We start from the raw sequence: 16,240 nt of genomic DNA on the forward strand, positions 1-16,240 counted from the left end.
CAATGCGCCCGCCGACCTGATCGGCCAACGGAGGCTGGCATACACCGACCCGCCACAACTCGAACGGTTTCTGACAGCTCAGAACGCAACCGCCGAACAAGCAGAACGGATGCGGCTGGCAGCAAGCGAGTCAGCGAGGACCAACGACAAGACCCGGACGACCCAGCAGGCATGGGACGTCATAACCGCAGCCACGGGGTCCAGCCCTCACGCCACCCCCGTCACCCGCCCCCGCTCGATCAGGTAACCGACCCCCACCGCTCCCGCCACGCACAGCATCAGCGGCACCAGCAGCGCCGGCCCCTGGTTCGTGAACTCCAGGATCAGTACCAGCGCCGTCAGCGGCGCCCGCATCGTGACGGCGAGGAAGGCCGCCGCACCGATCAGCGCGAAGCCCGCGAGCGGCGCCCCCGGCCAGAGCAGCAGCCAGGCGGCGCCCGCCGAGAGGCCGAGGCCGGCGCCGATGGCGAGGGAGGGGGTCAGCGTGCCGCCCGCCGCACCCGCTCCGATGGTGCCGACGGTCGCCGCCGTCTTGAGCACCGTGATCAGCAGCACGAGCAGCACCGGGAGGGAGGCGCCCAGCGCGACCTGGCCGAGGGCCCGGCCGTTGCCGAGGATCGCCGGGAACCACAGCGCGACCACCCCGATCGTGACGAACACCACCGGCATGACGATGAGGATGCCCCAGCGCCGCGGGCGATGCCGTTGCGCGAAGGAGGCGGCCCGCACGAACCCGACGGCCGCCAGCCCGATCAGCGGCCCGGCGAGCACCGACCACACCACGATCGTCGGCGAGAGCGGGACCTGCTCGACGACGTAGAGCGGATTGGCGGGGACGACCGCGCGGGCCACCAGCGCCGCCACGCCCGAGGTGGCCAGGGCGGGCACGACGGTGGCGAAGCTGACCTCCGCGAGCAGGATCTCCACCGCGAACACCGCCCCGCCCAGCGGCACGTCGTAGACGGCCGCGAGACCGGCGCCGGCCCCGCACGCGACGAGGATGCGCCGCTCGCGCGCCGAGACGCCCGCCCGCTCCGAGAGCCAGCCCGCCCACAGCGCCGCCACCTCGCGTGGCGCGACCTCCCGGCCGATGGAGGCGCCCAGGCCGACGATCACGATCTGCAGGCCCGCGTTGAGCAGCGTCACCGCGCCCGGCATCCGCCTCCCGCCGACCGAGGCCTCGACCGGGACGATCGCGTGGCGGGCGTCCCGCCTCCCCCAGCCGCGCAGCAACCACCAGCCCACACCGCCGACGACGCCGGCGACGGCGAGGGCGACGACCCGGTTGAGCGGAGGCGCCTCAAGCAGCCCCTCGAGGAAGGTGCCCTCCGAATACCCGAAGGCGAGGTGCTGGATCGCGTGCAGCAGCAGCGCGACGAGCGCCCCGCCGACACCGGCGCCCACGCCGACGAGCAGCGTGACGACGACCAGGCGCGCGAGCCACCGCGGCGTCATGACGGTGTGCGCCTCCCTCCGCGACTCAGCAGCTCACCGGCTCAGCAGCTCGGCTCTGCCGGACTACTCGCCCGGGACGAGCCCGCCGACGGTCAGCAGCTTCACCGACTCCGACTGGCAGGCCGTGTAGTCCGCGCTCTTCACGAACAGCGACTCCGTCGACCCGGGCGGGTAGACGCGGAAGCCGTCCGCCTGCTTCGGCTGGCACTGCGCCTCGTCGTAGTTCATCGCCTGCACGATCTGCAGCGGGGCCTGCGCGGTGCCGCCCGGCTGAAGGGTGACGGTCGGGTGCGGCTTGCTGCGGTCGAAGTCCGCCGGGGCCCCGAGCTGGGTGCCGTTGCCGTCGCCGACGAAGGAGACGCCCGGCCAGCCCTGCAGGTCGCACGCCTCGCTGCCGTTGTTGGTCAGCACGATCGTCACGCCGACGCTGCCGGCCGCGCCTCCGCTGCCCTCCGCGAGGCTGCCCGAGAGGTCGCTGGTCGCGCACTGGCCCTCGACAGGCTCCGCGGTGCTCGTCCCGGTGGGCCGGGGCGTCGAGGTGCCGGTGCTCGTGCTGGTTCCGGTCGGCGACGACACCGGCGAAGAGGTGGGGCCCGCGTTCGACTGGCAGGAGGCGAGCGCGAGGACGGCGGTGACGGCGACGGCGGCCGCCACGGCGACGGAGGAGATCCGGATGCGGGTCATGCACCCATCCCAGCAGGTCGCCGCGCGGATGCGCGCGCACCACACCGACCGGCTGGCAGGATGGGGGCCATGAGCACCGCGACACGTTGGATCTCTCGCAACTGGGCGGTCGTCGTCCCCATCATCGGCGTGGTCGTGCTGGTGATCTTCTGGACCGTCGAGCTCCAACCCGTCGCCGTGGCGATCATCGCGGTGGTCCTCGCGGGCACGGTGCTCGCGGCGGTGCAGCACGCGGAGGTCGTGGCCCACCGGGTCGGGGAGCCGTTCGGCTCGCTGGTGCTGGCCGTCGCCGTGACGGTCATCGAGGTGGCGCTCATCGTCACCCTGATGTCGACGGGCAAGGACTCCGAGACGCTCGCCAGGGACACGGTGTTCTCGGCCGTCATGATCACCATGAACGGCATCGTCGGTCTCTGCCTGCTGCTCAGCGCCTCCCGCCGCGAGATGACCGCCTTCAACGCGCGCGGCAGCAGCACGGCGCTCGCCACCGTGACGGCACTCGCCACGCTCACGCTCGTGCTGCCGAGCTTCACCGAGACGCCGGGGCCCCAGTTCTCGCCGAGCCAGCTGGTGTTCGCCGCCGTCGCCTCGCTGGCCCTCTACGGCATGTTCGTGTTCACGCAGACCTTCGCCCACCGCGACTTCTTCCTGCCGGTCACCCCCAAGGGCAAGCCGCTCGAGGAGGACGAGCACGCGGAGGCGCCCTCCACCCGCACCGCGCTGATCAGCCTCGGGCTGCTGCTGGTCGCCCTGGTCGCGGTGGTCGGGCTCGCGAAGCTGGAGTCGACGCCGATCGAGCGCGCGGTGGTCGGGATCGGCCTGCCGCAGTCGTTCGTCGGCGTGATCATCGCGCTGCTCGTGCTTCTGCCGGAGGGCATCGCGGCGGCCAAGGCGGCCAACCGCAACCGGATGCAGACGAGCCTCAACCTCGCGCTCGGCTCGGCGATGGCCTCCATCGGCCTCACCATCCCCGCCATCGCCGTCGCCTCGATCTGGCTGCCCGGTGCGCTGCACCTCGGCCTCGGGGCGAGCCAGATCGTGCTGTTCGCGCTGACGGTCGCCGTCAGCATCCTCACGATCATGCCCGGGCGGGCGGTGCGCATGCAGGGCGGCATCCACCTGGTGCTGTTCGCGGCGTTCCTGTTCCTGTCGATCGCGCCCTAGCGGCGCCGCTACCGCCTCACGCGACAGCGGCGTCGAACAGCTGCGCCGCGGCGAGCCGCGCCGCATCCGGCGTGCCTCCGCGCATCGCCGCCGCCGCCGAGGCGCCGTCGAACAGCAGGGTGAGCTGCACGGCCAGCACCTCCGGCGAGCGCGCCCCCGCCGCCTCCGCCTGTCGCTGGAAGTAGTCCGTCAGCCGGCCCTTGAACCGCCGCGCCACGACGGAGGCGGGATGCTCCCTGTCGCGCAGCTCGGTCGCCACGTTGACGAAGGGGCAACCGTAGAAGTCGGCGGCCTCGGCCGCGCGGTGCAGCGCGTCGAAGACGTGCAGCACCCGCTCGCGCGGCGTCGCCGTCTCGTCCGACGAGAAGTACGCGGCCACCACCTGCGGACCGCAGGTCGCGAGCATCTCGGCGACGATCGCGTCCTTGCCGTCGAAGTGCTGATAGATCGAACGCTTCGAGACGGAGGCCTCCTGGGCGAGCCGATCGACGCCGACGGCGTTGACGCCCTCGCGCACGAACAGGCGGGCCGCGGCGTCGAGCACGCGCTCGCGCGGCTTGGGCCGAGGGGCGGCTTCCGTGGTCATGCCGACGATCCTACCGATGCGCTTGCGCAAAGTAAACCGATCTGTGTACAGTCCGGGTACACAGATCGGTTTACTTTCTTGGAGGATCCACATGACCGAGCTCACCGGGCGCGTCGCCCTCGTCACCGGCGCCAACCGCGGCCTCGGCGCCGCCTTCGTCTCCGCGCTGCTGGAGCGCGGGGCGTCGAAGGTCTACGCCGCCGCCCGCCGCCCCGAGACCGTCGACACCAGCGACCCGCGCGTCGTCCCGCTGGCCCTCGACGTCACCGACCAGGCGAGCATCCGCCGCGCCGCCGAGACGGCCTCCGATGTCACCGTGCTCGTCAACAACGCGGGCATCTCGGCGAACCAGTCGCTCGTCTCCGGCGATCTGGACGAGGCCCGCCGCGAGTTCGACACCAACTTCTGGGGCCCGGTGCTGGTGACCCGCGCGTTCGCTCCCCTGATCGAGCGGAACGGCGGCGGCGCCGTCGTCAACATGCACTCGGCGCTCAGCTGGCTGGCCGTCGGCTCCTACAGCGTGAGCAAGGCCGCGCTGTGGTCGGCGAGCAACTCGGCCCGAGTGGAGCTCGCTCCCGCCGGCATCCAGGTCGTCGGCGTGCACGTGGGCTACGTCGACACCGACATGGCTGCGCACGTCGACGACGAGAAGGTGCCGCCGGCGGTCGTCGTCGCCGAGGCGCTCAACACGGTGGAGGCCGGAGGGGCGGAGGCGGTCGTCGGCGAGACCGCGCGCCGCGTCAAGTCCGTCCTGCACGAGGACGTGCGCGCGCTCTACCCCCAGCTGGCCAGGTAGGAGTCGCCGGCGAAGCCCTCGGCGCGGATGCCCCACTCGGCCGTCCACGTCTCGCCGGGGGCCAGCCAGCGCAGCCCCTCGCCCGAGTTGAGGGCGTTGGCGGGAGCGGTCATCGGCTCGATGGCGATGGCCGGCTCGCCCACGGGCCTGGTGGCGAACCTCCGGTGCGTGAACACCTGCACGTAGCCGAAGTCGTCGTCGGTCCACAGCACGACGCGGCGGCCGTCGTCGGCGGCGAGCACGTGCTGGATGGGCGAGGGGAGGTCGCCGTAGCCGTCGTTCGCCTCCAGCTCGCTCACCCGCCGGCCCGCGGAGAGGTCGATCGCCGATCCGGACTCCACCGGCGACGACCCGGTGATGTTGAGCCGGTCGTCCGCCTCGAAGTGGCGGCCGGCGACGACCGTCACCGTCAGCTCGTCCGCGGGCACGTCGCCGATGCGGAGGTAGGGATGCGCGCCGATCGCGACCGGCGCCGGCCGGTCGCCGACGTTCTCGATCGTGTGCGTGACGGTCAGGCCCTCGGTGTCGAGCTCGTGGGTGACGCGGGTCTCGAGCTGGAACGGGTAGCCGAGCTCGGGATAGATCGGCGCCCGCTGCGTGACCGACGAATCGGTGCGCTCGACCAGCTCGTACGGCCGGTAGCGCAGCAGGCCGTGGATGGCGTTGCCCGCCGCCGGTTCGGTGAGGGCGAGCCGGTGCTCCTGGCCGTCGAGCTCCCACACGCCGTCCTTGACGCGGTTCGGCCACGGCACCAGCACGATCTGGGCGCCGGAGGGCGGGGGCGCGTCGGCCGGGTACGGCTCGACCAGGTCGGCCCCTCCGACGCGGAGGGTGCGGAGCGACGCGGCGACCTGGGTGACCGTCGCCGTCAGGTCGCCGAACTCGAGCTCGTACTGTTCGCCGGTGGCTGCGCGCATGACCACAGCCTAAGCCGCGGCCACGGTCACGGACAGCCCGGCGGCGCGCAGGGCCGCCACCTCGCCCTCCGGCGCGGACTCCCCCGTGAGCAGCCCCGCGACCTCGTCGACGCCGGCGATGCGGCCGAGGTGCGTGCGCCCCAGCTTGGAGCCGTCCGCCACGACGACCGCGCGCGACGCGGACGACACCATGACGCGCTTGAGGTCGGCCTCGGGGAGGTTGACGTTCGTGATCCCGCCGGCCGCGTGCACGCCGGTGCAGCCGATGAAAGCGAGATCGGCGTGCACACGCTGCAGCAGCACGGCGGCGAGAGGTTCGACCAGCGAGTGCTGCAGCGGGCGCAGCGTCCCTCCCGTCACCACGACCTGGAACCGCGGGATGGCGCGCTCCAGCTCGAGCGCGATGGTGAGGCCGTTCGTGATCACGGTCACGTCCTCGACGTCGTCGCGGTCGGCCAGGGCCCGGGCGATCGCGGCGGTCGTCGTGCCGACGTCGAGCAGCACACTGCTGCCGGAGGTCACCATCGCCGCCGCCTCGACGCCGATGCGGCGCTTCTCGTCCGCGGACGCCTCCAGCGCCTCCTCGAAGCTCGGCTCGCGCATCCCCGACCCGCGCAGGACCGCGCCGCCGTGCACGCGCCGGATGCTCTCGGCGGCGTCGAGCGCGTCGAGGTCGCCGCGGATGGTCACGTCCGACACCTGGAACGCCTCGGCCAGTTCCCCCACCCGCACGAAGCCGGCCCGCCCGATCAGGGCGAGCATGCGCTCGCGGCGGAGGGCGACGGGCAGCGGTTCGGCCATGAGGCCATGGTGAGGGGGTTGCGTTTGCTTGTCAATACGAAAGCTCACGGCTACATTTGCTTTCGGAAACGAAAGGCTGCCATGGCTTCCATCATCAAGCGTCCGTACCGCCTCTCCGACGGCCGGGACCTGATCTACTACGACGACGCGGACACGACCCTCGACCCCGAGCGCTCGCCCGACCTCCGGGAGCCCTCCGCCCGGCCCGCGACGGCGACCATGCGGCAGGACCCGCTCACCGGCGAGTGGGTCTCGATCGCGGCCGCCCGGCAGAACCGCGTCATGCTGCCGCCCGCCGAGCTCGACCCGCTCGCGCCGGCCACCCCGTCCAACCCCTCCGAGATCCCCAGCCTGTACGACGTGGCGGTCTTCGAGAACAAGTCGCCCTCGTTCGGCCCCCTGCTCGCCGACGACAACCAGCCGGAGGGCCTCGACGACCTCGCGACCGTCGGGCTCGGCCGCACCCGCACCTCCGTCGGCCGCTGCGAGGTCGTCTGCTTCAGCCCCGAGACGACGGGCTCGTTCGGCTCGCTGACGCCGTCGCGGGCACGCACGGTCATCGAGGCCTGGGCCGACCGCACCGCCGCGCTCTCGGCGCTGCCCGCCGTGCGCCAGGTGTTCCCGTTCGAGAACCGCGGCCAGGCGATCGGCGTCACGCTGCACCACCCGCACGGGCAGATCTACGCCTACCCGTACATCACGCCGCGCACCAACGCGCTGATCCGGTCGCTCGACGCCTACGGCCCCACGCTGTTCGCCGACATCCTCGAGCGCGAGCGCGCGTCGGAGCGCGTCGTGCTCGCGGGGCAGCACTGGACCGCCTTCGTGCCGTTCGCCGCCCGCTGGCCCATCGAGATCCACCTGCTCCCGCACCGGCACGTCGCCGACTTCGCCGAGACCTCGGCGGAGGAGCGGGACGAGCTCGCGACCCTGTACCTACGCGTGCTGCGCGGCGTCGACGCCCTCTACGACACCCCGACGCCGTACATCGCGGCCTGGCACCAGGCTCCGGTCGGCGTGCGCCGCGACGAGATCCGGCTCATGCTGCAGCTGACCTCCCCGCGCCGCGGCGCGGATAAGCTGAAGTATCTCGCCGGCTCCGAGGCGGCGATGGGCGCCTGGATCGGCGACATCCCACCCGAGACGGCGGCCGCGGCGATCCGCGAGGCGATCGACCGCGCGGACCGCGAGTCGCCGGTCGGCGAGCTGCCCGTGCAGGTCACCGACCTCGTGACCGTGGTGCCGGACTCCGACTCCGTGAACCCCCGAAAGGCCGACCGATGACCGATCTGCGCTCCGGCGTCCGCGACGACTTCGCCGAGGTGTTCGGCCGTGAGCCCGACGGCGTCTGGTCGGCGCCCGGCCGGGTCAACCTCATCGGCGAGCACACCGACTACAACCTCGGCTTCGTGCTGCCGTTCGCGATCAACCGCCGCACGGTCGCCGCTCTCGGCCTGCGCGAGGACCGCCGCGTGCGCGTCGGCAGCACCTTCGCCGACGAGCTGGTGGAGCTCGACCTCGACGCCCTCGGTCCCGACGCACTCGGCGGCTGGTCGGCGTACCCGCTCGGCGTCGCGTGGGCGCTGGGGCAGTTCGGCGCCGACCTGGAGGCCGTGCCCGGCTTCGACCTGCTCATCGACTCCAACGTCCCGGTCGGGGCGGGCCTCTCGTCGTCCGCCGCGATCGAGAGCGCGGTCGCGCTGGCGCTGAACGACGTGTGGCGGCTCGGCTTCGACCGCCAGACGTTGGCGAAGGTCGGCCAGCGCGCCGAGAACGTCGCCGTGGGCGCGCCGACCGGCATCATGGACCAGTCCGCGTCCCTCCTCGGCGAGGCCGACTCCGCCGTGTTCCTCGACTGCCGCTCGCTCGACGCACAGGTGGTCCCGCTGGGCCTGGAGCAGGCCGGCCTCGAGATCGTCATCATCGACACGGGCGTGACCCACGCGCATGCGACCGGCGGCTACGCCGACCGCCGCGCCTCCTGCGAGGCCGGTGCGAAGGCCCTCGGCGTCGAGTCGCTGCGCGACGTCTCCGTCGCCGACCTCGACCGGGCCCGCGAGGTGCTCGACGACGTCACCTTCCGCCGCGTCCGCCATGTCGTCACCGAGGACCAGCGCGTGCTCGACACGGTCCGCACACTGCGCGAGCACGGACCGGCCGCGATCGGCGAGCTGCTCGACGCCTCGCACGTGTCGATGCGCGACGACTTCGAGATCTCGGTGCCCGAGCTCGACCTCGCCGTCGAGACCGCGCAGGCCAACGGCGCGATCGGCGCGCGCATGACCGGGGGCGGCTTCGGCGGCTCCGCGATCGCGCTCGTGCCGACCGACGCGGTGAGCCGGGTGCAGGTCGCGATCGACGGCGCGTTCGCGGAGCACTCGTTCGGCCAGCCGGACGTCTTCACCGTGCGCGCGTCGCAGGGCGCCCAGCGCGAGAGCTGAGCGCCGGGCGGGCGCGCTGCGCGCCTCCCGTTCACCTCCCGGACACCGGGCCGTTCCAGAATGGCCGTGATGACCGACCCCGAGATCACCTGGCTCGACGCGAACACCGTCCAGCTGCGGCAGCCGAAGGCGTCGCACTGGGAGGCGCCGTTCCTGTTCCTGCTGTTCGGTCGCGAGCGCTCGCTGCTGCTCGACACGGGAGCGACGACCGACGAGACGGTGTTCCCGCTCGCGGCGACAGTGACCAGGCTGACCGACCAGTGGCTGCGCCGCAACCCGGCGGTGTTCACGCGCCCGTATCCGCTGATCGTCGCGCACACGCACGCGCACGGCGACCACATCGCCGGAGACGCGCTGCTGCGCCCGCGGCCGGGCGCGACCGTGGTGGGCACCACGCCCGCGCAGGTCATCGCGTTCTTCGGCTTCCAGCGCTGGCCCGACGAGGTCGTGACCCTCGACCTCGGCCAGCGCCCCATCGACGTGATCGGCGGGCCGGGCCACGAGCCATCGGCGGTGGCCTTCTTCGATCGGGCGACCGGGATCCTGTTCACCGGCGACACCGTGCTGCCCGGCCACCTGTACGTCCGCGACATCGTCCCGTACCGCGCGACGATCGAGCGGCTGATCCGGTTCCGGGAGGCCGCTCCGGCACCCGTGCGCGAGCTCCGCGGCGCCCACATCGAGATGGCGGGCGTTCCCCGCGTCGCCTACCCGCCCGGGACGCTGGACCAGCCCGACGAGCCGGAGCTGGCGCTCTCGCCGCGCATCCTGGAGCGCATCCTGTCGGCGCTGGACGAGCTCCCCGCCTCCCCCGACGGCCGCGTGGCCCGCAAGCGCTTCATCGTCGTCCACGACCCCCGCTGACGCTCCCGAGGGGCGGTGGCTAGGCTGGCGGGCATGACGCTCGTGACCCTCCCCGACGGCTCCTCCCCCTCCCTCGCGGACGACGCCTTCGTCGCCCCCGGCGCCGTGCTCGCCGGCCGGGTGCGCCTCTCCGCGGGCGCGAGCGTCTGGTACAACGCCGTCCTGCGCGCCGAGGCCGACACCATCACGGTGGGAGCCCGCAGCAACCTCCAGGACAACGTCTCGTGCCACGTCGATGCGGGCTTCCCGCTGACCATCGGCGCGGACGTCTCGGTCGGCCACAACGCCGTGCTGCACGGCTGCACCATCGAAGACGGCGCCCTGGTCGGCATGCACGCCACCGTGCTCAACGGCGCGGTCGTCGGCGCCGGCTCGCTGCTCGCGGCCGGCACCGTCGTGCTCGAAGGGGCGGTGATCCCACCCGGGTCGCTCGTCGCCGGCGTGCCCGGCAAGGTGCGCCGCGAGCTCACCGACGAGGAGCGCGCCGGCCTCCTCCACAACGCCGAGGCCTATCTCGGCCACGTGGAGGCGCACCGCGCCGCGACCACGGAATAGCGCGCAGCGGGTCGCCGACGGGCTGTCTAGCCTTCGCCCGGCTCGACCGGCCCCGGCTCCCCGCGCGTGATCCGCACCAGCTCGTCGAAGGTCGTCGGGAACACCGTGTGCGCGTGCCCCGCCGCGGCCCAGACCTCCGGGTAGCCGGCGAGCGCCACATCCACCACCGTGCGCAGCGGGGCCGGGTGCCCGACCGGCGCGACGCCGCCGATCGTCTGCCCGGTCGCCGCCTTCACCGTCTCGGCGTCGGCGCGGCGGATTCGGCCGCCGAGCCGCTCCCCGAGGAACGCCGTGTCGACTCTGTGCGCACCGGAGGTCATCACGAGCAACGGCTCGCCATCGATCGTGAACACGAGCGAGTTGGCGATCGCGCCGACCTCCACGCCCAACTCCGCGGCGGCCGCGACGGCGGTCGGCGTCGCCGTCTCGAACCAGCGCACGCGCGGCTCGATGCCCGCCGCCAGCAGCGCGGTCTCGACGCGCTCGACCGCGGGGTGCGACCGGGTGGCGTCGTCGGCGGCGCTCATGCGAGCGACCGCTCCGCCGCCTCCACCACGTTCTGCAGCAGGAGCGCCCTGGTCATCGGGCCGACGCCGCCCGGGTTCGGCGACACCCACGCCGCGACCTCCGCGACCTCGGGCGCGACATCGCCGGCGACGCGGCTCTTTCCGGTCACCGGGTCCTCGACGCGGCTGACGCCCACGTCGAGCACGATCGCGCCCGGCTTCACGTTGCCGGCGGTGACCAGCCCGGCCACGCCCGCCGCCGCGACGATGACGTCGGCGCGCCTCAGGTGCTCGTCGAGGTCGACCGTGCCGGTGTGCGTCAGGGTCACCGTCGCGTTGATCTCGCGGCGGGTCAGCAGCGAGCCGATCGGACGGCCGACGGTGACACCGCGGCCGACGACCACGACGTGCTTGCCGTTCAGGTCGACGCCGTGGCGCTGCATCAGCTCGATCACACCGCGCGGCGTGCAGGGCAGCGGCGTGGTGATCGGGCGGCTGACGTTCAGCACCAGGCGGCCGAGGTTCGTCGGGTGGAGGCCGTCGGCGTCCTTCGCCGGGTCCACCAGCTCCAGGATCGCGTCGGTGTCGAGGTGCCCGGGCAGCGGGAGCTGCACGATGAAGCCGGTGCAGTCGGGGTCGGCGTTGAGCTCCTCGACCACCGCCTCCAGCTCGGCCTGCGAGATGTCGGCGGGCAGGTCACGGCGGATGGAGGCGATGCCCACCTCCGCGCAGTCCCGGTGCTTGCCGGCGACGTACCACTGCGACCCGGGGTCGTCGCCCACGAGGATGGTGCCGAGCCCCGGCACGACCCCCTGCTCGCGCAGCCGCGCCACGCGCTCCTTCAGCTCCGCCTTGATCGCCGCCGCGGTCGCCTTACCGTCCAAAACCTGTGCCGTCACGTGTCTCTCCTTCTGGATGCAACGGCCGAGTACGCAGATTCTCCGCGTACTCGGCTGTTTCTCCGCGATTTCGCGCGTACTCGACGGCTACTCTCTGCGGACTCGAGTGGTGTGGTCAGATCGAGGACGGGAGCTCGACCGGGAAGCCCTCCTGGCCCGACGGGTTCAGGCCCGGGTAGAGCGGGAAGGCCGCCGTCAGCGCGTCGACGCGGGCGCGCAGGGCCTTCGTGTCGGCACCCGGACGCAGCGCGAGCGCGATGATGTCGGCCACCTCGGTGAACTCGGTGTCGCCGAAGCCGCGGGTCGCGAGCGCGGGCGTGCCGATGCGGAGGCCGGAGGTCACCATCGGCGGGCGCGGGTCGAACGGCACCGCGTTGCGGTTGACCGTGATGCCGACCTCGTGCAGCACGTCCTCGGCCTGCTTGCCGTCGAGCTCCGAGGTGCGGAGGTCGGCGAGCACCAGGTGCACGTCCGTGCCGCCGGTGAGCACGTCGACGCCCGCCGCGCGCGAGTCCTCGGCGGTGAGCCGGTCGGCGAGAAGCTTCGCACCGCGGATCGTGCGCTCCTGGCGGTCCTTGAACTCGTCGGTCGCAGCGAGCTTGAACGCGGTCGCCTTCGCGGCGATCACGTGCATGAGCGGGCCGCCCTGCTGGCCGGGGAAGACGTTCGAGTTGAGCTTCTTGGCGAGCTCGGTGTCGCGGCTGACGATGAAGCCCGAGCGCGGGCCGCCGATCGTCTTGTGCACGGTCGAGCTGACGACGTCCGCGAAGGGGACGGGGTTCGGGTGGAGGCCCGCGGCCACGAGCCCGGCGAAGTGGGCCATGTCGACCCAGAGCTTGGCGCCGACCTCGTCCGCGATCTCGCGGAACGCGGCGAAGTCGAGCTGACGCGGGTACGCCGACCAGCCGGCGATGATGACCTGCGGCTTGTGCTCGCGCGCCTTGTCGCGGACGACGTCCATGTCGACGACGAACGTCTCGGGGTCGACGCCGTACGACACGGCGTTGTAGAGCTTGCCCGAGAAGTTGAGCTTCATGCCGTGGGTCAGGTGGCCGCCGTGGGCGAGCTCCAGGCCCAGGATGGTGTCGCCGGGCGTCGCGATCGCGGACAGTACGGCCGCGTTGGCGGAGGCGCCGGAGTGCGGCTGGACGTTGGCGTACTCGGCGCCGAACAGGCTCTTCGCCCGGTCGATCGCCAGCTGCTCGGCGATGTCGACGTACTCGCAGCCGCCGTAGTAGCGGCGGCCAGGGTAGCCCTCGGCGTACTTGTTGGTCAGCACCGAGCCGACCGCCTCGAGCACGGCGCGCGGCACGAAGTTCTCGGACGCGATCATCTCGAGGTAGTCGCGCTGGCGGCCCAGCTCCAGCTGCAGCACCTCGGCGATCTCGGGATCGACCTCCGCGAGCGGCGCGGTGAACGTCGGGGAGATGGCCGTCTGGTTGATGTCGGACATGATCGGCTCCTTCGGACAGGGATGGACTGTGTTCGTATCGACCCAGGCGCGCGGCCGAATCCACCCGTGTTTCGAGGTACCGTGTCGCTCCCCGATGGTGACCATCTGAGCGCCAGTCGCGACGCAGGCCAGCATAGCAAAGCGTCGTGGATGCGGAACCCTTGCCCGTTCGTAAGGACTCCTGCGATACTCGCTCTCGGCCGGAGCGGGCGGGGGCAGCGCGGGTCGCCTCCCCCTGTCGCGTTAGGAGCCGCCGTGGTCGTCCCCCGTCCCGCGCTGATCGAGCACACCGCCGGAGCACCCTTCCTCCTGTCCGACACGGCCCGCATCAGCGTCGCGGGAGCCGGTGCGGCCGACGTCGCCGGGCTCCTCGCCGCAGAGCTCGCGGCCGACTGCGGTCGCCGTCCGGACGTGGTGCAGGAGCCTCCCGCGTTCGGCGACATCGCCATCGTCATCGCCGACCACGAGGTGCCGGCCGAGCACCGGGCGGAGGGCTACACGCTCGAGGTCGACGCCGGAGGCGTGCGCATCGGCGCAGCGACCGCGGCCGGCGCGTTCCGCGGCGTGCAGACCCTGCGTCAGCTGGTGCCGGCGGACTGCAGGGAGGACCCGTTCACCGTCTCCCCCGTCCGCGTGGAGGATCACCCGCGGTACGCCTACCGCGGTGCGATGCTCGACGTGGCCCGCCACTTCTTCGGCGTGGAGGAGGTCAAGCGCTTCATCGACGCGATCGTCCTGCTGAAGGTGAACCACCTCCACCTGCACCTCACCGACGACCAGGGCTGGCGCATCGAGATCCTCTCCCGTCCCGAGCTGACCGCGGTGGGCGGCCGGACGGCGGTCGGAGGCGCACCCGGCGGTTTCTACACGCAGGAGCAGTACCGCGACCTGGTCGCCTACGCGGCCGAGCGTCACGTCACCGTGGTGCCGGAGCTCGACATGCCCGGGCACGTCAACGCGGCCCTGGTCGCCTGCCCCGAACTCACGCCCGACGGCGTCGCGCCCGAGCCGTACACCGGCACCGATGTCGGGTTCAGCAGCCTGCTCGTCGGCCACCCGGCGACCGAGCGGTTCGTGCGCGAGGTCGTGCGGGAGGTGGCGGCGCTGACCCCGGGCCCGTACCTGCACCTCGGCGCCGACGAATGCCTCGCCACCCCGCACGACGACTATCTGCGCTTCGTCGCCTTTGCGACGAAGGAGGTGGCCACGGCGGGCAAGACCGCCGTCGGCTGGCACGAGCTCGGCCGCAGCGACGACCTGGCGCCCGGAACAATCGGGCAGTACTGGGACTTCGTGACCCCGCGCGGCACCTCCGCCCAGGAGGCGCTCTCGTTCGTGCGCCAGGGCGGCGCCGTGATCGTCTCCCCGGCCGACGCCGCCTACCTCGACATCGTCACCGCCGAGGGCGAGCACCCCGGCCTCGCCTGGACCGGGCGGCGGACCACGCTCCGCAGCGCTCTGGTGTGGGACCCGGCCCGCGTCGTTCCCGGTCTCGCCGACGCGCACATCCTCGGTGTGGAGGCGCCGCTCTGGACCGAGACCGTGTCGACGATCGAGGAGGTCGAGCTGATGGTGTTCCCGCGCCTCGCCGCCATCGCCGAGATCGGCTGGTCGCCGGCTCCCGCCGACACGGTGGACGTGGAGACGGCCCGCGACCTCGACGAGTTCGCCGGCCGCCTCGCGGAGCTCGCCGCGCACTGGGACGCCGCCGGGACGGTCTACCGACGCCTGCCCGGCGTTCCGTGGCCGGACCCGGTGCCCGAGGCGAGCTGAACCGTCAGCGCCGGCCGACCCCTCAGCGCCGGCCGAGCCCCCGGTACTCCCAGCCCGCCGCGCGCCACGCCGCCGGGTCGAGCACGTTCCGCCCGTCGATGATGCGCGCGTGCCGGGCGAGCACTGCGGTCGCGGCCGGGTCCAGGTCGCGGTACTCGCGCCACTCGGTGGCGAGCACCACGAGGTCGGCGCCGCGCACCGCGTCCTCGGTCGACGACGCGGTCACCAGGGCCGGGAAGCGCCGGAGCGCGTTCGGCAGGCCGTACGGGTCCGTCGCGACGACCTCGGCCCCCAGCTCGTGCAGCCGCTCGGCCACGTCGAGGGCCGGGGAGTCGCGCACATCGTCCGAGTCGGGCTTGAAGGTCACGCCGAGCAGCGCGATCCTGGCGCCGGTGACGGAGCCGCCGAGGGCCTCCACCGCCGCCGCCACGAGCCGCTCGCGCTGGCGCAGGTTGACCGCGTCGACCTCGCGCAGGAAGGCGAAGGAGTCGGCGAGGCCCAGCTGCTCGCCACGCGCCGCGAACGCGCGGATGTCCTTCGGCAGGCAGCCGCCCCCGAAGCCGAGGCCGGCGTTGAGGAAGCGGCGGCCGATGCGCGCGTCGTGGCCGATCGCGTCGGCGAGCACGGTCACGTCGGCGCCCGTCGCGTCGGCGACCTGGGACATGACGTTGATGAAGCTGATCTTGGTTGCGAGGAAGGCGTTCGCCGCCGTCTTGACCAGCTCGGCGGTCGCGTAGTCCGTGACGATGCGCGGCGTCCCGGCGTCGATGGCCTGGCGGTAGACGTCGTCGAGGAGGTCGGCGGCGCGCTGCGAGCGCACCCCGTACACGAACCGGTCCGGGTGCAGCGTGTCCTTCACGGCGAAGCCCTCGCGCAGGAACTCGGGGTTCCACGCGAGCTCCGCCCCCTCGGCCGCGGCCTCGATGCGCTCGGCGAGGCGCTCCGCGGTCCCGACCGGCACCGTGCTCTTGCCCGCGACCAGCGCGCCGGGCTTGAGGTGCGGCAGGAGGGAGGCGACGGCCGCCTCCAGATAGGTCAGGTCGGCCGCATCGCTGCCCGCGGTCTGGGGGGTGCCGACCGCGATGAAGTGCACATCCGCGTCTGCGGCATCGGCCATGTCGGTGCTGAAACGGAGCCGGCCGGAGGCGAGCCCCGCCTCCAGCACCTCCGGCAGTCCCGGCTCGTGGAACGGCGCGCGCCCGGCCGAGAGCGACTGCACCTTGGCCTCGTCCACGTCGATCCCGACCACGTCGTGGCCGAGGTCCGCCATCGCGGCGGCGTGCACGGCGCCGAGGTAGCCGCAGCCGATCACAGAGAGTCTCATGCAGGTGTCCTTGGGGAGAGGG

At 72.9% G+C, this 16,240-nt stretch carries 16 protein-coding genes and 1 riboswitch; of the genes, 7 read left to right on the forward strand and 9 right to left on the reverse strand.

Annotated features, from left to right (window positions below; all coding sequences use genetic code 11):
- Positions 1 to 207: 207 nt before the first annotated feature.
- Positions 208 to 1,455: a chloride channel protein gene (locus tag P5G50_RS16600; RefSeq protein WP_301212176.1), complete on the reverse strand. Its 1,248-nt coding sequence runs from the start codon at positions 1,453 to 1,455 to the stop codon at positions 208 to 210.
- Between the two features lie 63 nt (positions 1,456 to 1,518).
- Entirely contained in the window at positions 1,519 to 2,139 is a 621-nt protein-coding gene (locus P5G50_RS16605; protein ID WP_301212177.1) for a DUF4232 domain-containing protein, read from the reverse strand.
- Between the two features lie 69 nt (positions 2,140 to 2,208).
- Here P5G50_RS16605 and P5G50_RS16610 point away from each other — a divergent pair, with 69 nt between their 5' ends.
- On the forward strand, positions 2,209 to 3,303 hold the full coding sequence (locus P5G50_RS16610; RefSeq protein WP_301212354.1) for a calcium:cation antiporter: 1,095 nt from the start codon (positions 2,209 to 2,211) through the stop codon (positions 3,301 to 3,303).
- Positions 3,304 to 3,319: 16 nt separating this feature from the next.
- Here the strand turns inward: P5G50_RS16610 and P5G50_RS16615 are convergent, their stop codons facing one another.
- The gene (locus tag P5G50_RS16615) at positions 3,320 to 3,889 is read right to left on the reverse strand and encodes a TetR/AcrR family transcriptional regulator (protein ID WP_301212178.1); all 570 of its coding nucleotides are present in this window, start codon (positions 3,887 to 3,889) and stop codon (positions 3,320 to 3,322) included.
- A 91-nt stretch (positions 3,890 to 3,980) separates the two neighbouring features.
- Here P5G50_RS16615 and P5G50_RS16620 point away from each other — a divergent pair, with 91 nt between their 5' ends.
- On the forward strand, positions 3,981 to 4,685 hold the full coding sequence (locus P5G50_RS16620; RefSeq protein WP_301212179.1) for an SDR family oxidoreductase: 705 nt from the start codon (positions 3,981 to 3,983) through the stop codon (positions 4,683 to 4,685).
- Here the strand turns inward: P5G50_RS16620 and P5G50_RS16625 are convergent.
- Positions 4,664 to 5,602, reverse strand: coding sequence for an aldose 1-epimerase family protein (locus tag P5G50_RS16625; protein WP_301212180.1), 939 nt, complete (start codon positions 5,600 to 5,602; stop codon positions 4,664 to 4,666). The two genes, P5G50_RS16620 and P5G50_RS16625, sit on opposite strands and share 22 nt — an antisense overlap.
- Before the next feature lie 9 nt (positions 5,603 to 5,611).
- Positions 5,612 to 6,403 (reverse strand): DeoR/GlpR family DNA-binding transcription regulator, encoded by a 792-nt coding sequence (locus P5G50_RS16630; protein WP_301212181.1) that lies wholly within the window; start codon positions 6,401 to 6,403, stop codon positions 5,612 to 5,614.
- Positions 6,404 to 6,484: 81 nt separating this feature from the next.
- Between P5G50_RS16630 and galT the strand changes: the two genes are divergently transcribed.
- From galT to P5G50_RS16650, 4 genes are all read left to right on the forward strand, one after another.
- Complete coding sequence (gene galT / locus P5G50_RS16635; protein ID WP_301212182.1) at positions 6,485 to 7,687, forward strand: galactose-1-phosphate uridylyltransferase; 1,203 nt, start codon at positions 6,485 to 6,487, stop codon at positions 7,685 to 7,687.
- The gene (gene galK, locus P5G50_RS16640; protein WP_301212184.1) at positions 7,684 to 8,844 is read left to right on the forward strand and encodes a galactokinase; all 1,161 of its coding nucleotides are present in this window, start codon (positions 7,684 to 7,686) and stop codon (positions 8,842 to 8,844) included. Before galT ends, galK begins: the two co-directional genes overlap by 4 nt.
- Positions 8,845 to 8,913: 69 nt before the next feature.
- A complete protein-coding gene (locus P5G50_RS16645; RefSeq protein ID WP_301212185.1) occupies positions 8,914 to 9,708 on the forward strand; it encodes an MBL fold metallo-hydrolase in 795 nt (264 codons plus the stop codon).
- Between the two features lie 33 nt (positions 9,709 to 9,741).
- Positions 9,742 to 10,263, forward strand: a complete 522-nt coding sequence (locus P5G50_RS16650) for a gamma carbonic anhydrase family protein (RefSeq protein ID WP_301212186.1) — start codon at positions 9,742 to 9,744, stop codon at positions 10,261 to 10,263.
- A gap of 26 nt (positions 10,264 to 10,289) precedes the next feature.
- On the opposite strand, the gene P5G50_RS16655 is transcribed toward P5G50_RS16650, so the two are convergent.
- The 3 genes from P5G50_RS16655 to glyA form a co-directional block, all read right to left on the reverse strand.
- Positions 10,290 to 10,790 (reverse strand): YbaK/EbsC family protein, encoded by a 501-nt coding sequence (locus P5G50_RS16655; protein WP_301212187.1) that lies wholly within the window; start codon positions 10,788 to 10,790, stop codon positions 10,290 to 10,292.
- Complete coding sequence (locus tag P5G50_RS16660) at positions 10,787 to 11,668, reverse strand: bifunctional methylenetetrahydrofolate dehydrogenase/methenyltetrahydrofolate cyclohydrolase (RefSeq protein ID WP_301212188.1); 882 nt, start codon at positions 11,666 to 11,668, stop codon at positions 10,787 to 10,789. Before P5G50_RS16660 ends, P5G50_RS16655 begins: the two co-directional genes overlap by 4 nt.
- A gap of 115 nt (positions 11,669 to 11,783) precedes the next feature.
- A complete protein-coding gene (gene glyA / locus P5G50_RS16665) occupies positions 11,784 to 13,121 on the reverse strand; it encodes a serine hydroxymethyltransferase (protein WP_301212189.1) in 1,338 nt (445 codons plus the stop codon).
- A 33-nt stretch (positions 13,122 to 13,154) separates the two neighbouring features.
- A riboswitch (ZMP/ZTP riboswitch) is annotated at positions 13,155 to 13,251 on the reverse strand.
- 125 nt (positions 13,252 to 13,376) lie between these two features.
- Here glyA and P5G50_RS16670 point away from each other — a divergent pair.
- On the forward strand, positions 13,377 to 14,894 hold the full coding sequence (locus P5G50_RS16670; protein ID WP_301212191.1) for a beta-N-acetylhexosaminidase: 1,518 nt from the start codon (positions 13,377 to 13,379) through the stop codon (positions 14,892 to 14,894).
- A 22-nt stretch (positions 14,895 to 14,916) separates the two neighbouring features.
- On the opposite strand, the gene P5G50_RS16675 is transcribed toward P5G50_RS16670, so the two are convergent.
- Positions 14,917 to 16,218: a UDP-glucose dehydrogenase family protein gene (locus P5G50_RS16675; RefSeq protein ID WP_301212192.1), complete on the reverse strand. Its 1,302-nt coding sequence runs from the start codon at positions 16,216 to 16,218 to the stop codon at positions 14,917 to 14,919.
- Positions 16,219 to 16,240: the final 22 nt, after the last annotated feature.

This window comes from Leifsonia williamsii (genome assembly GCF_030433685.1).
In the GTDB taxonomy this organism is placed as follows: Bacteria; Actinomycetota; Actinomycetes; order Actinomycetales; family Microbacteriaceae; genus Leifsonia; species Leifsonia williamsii.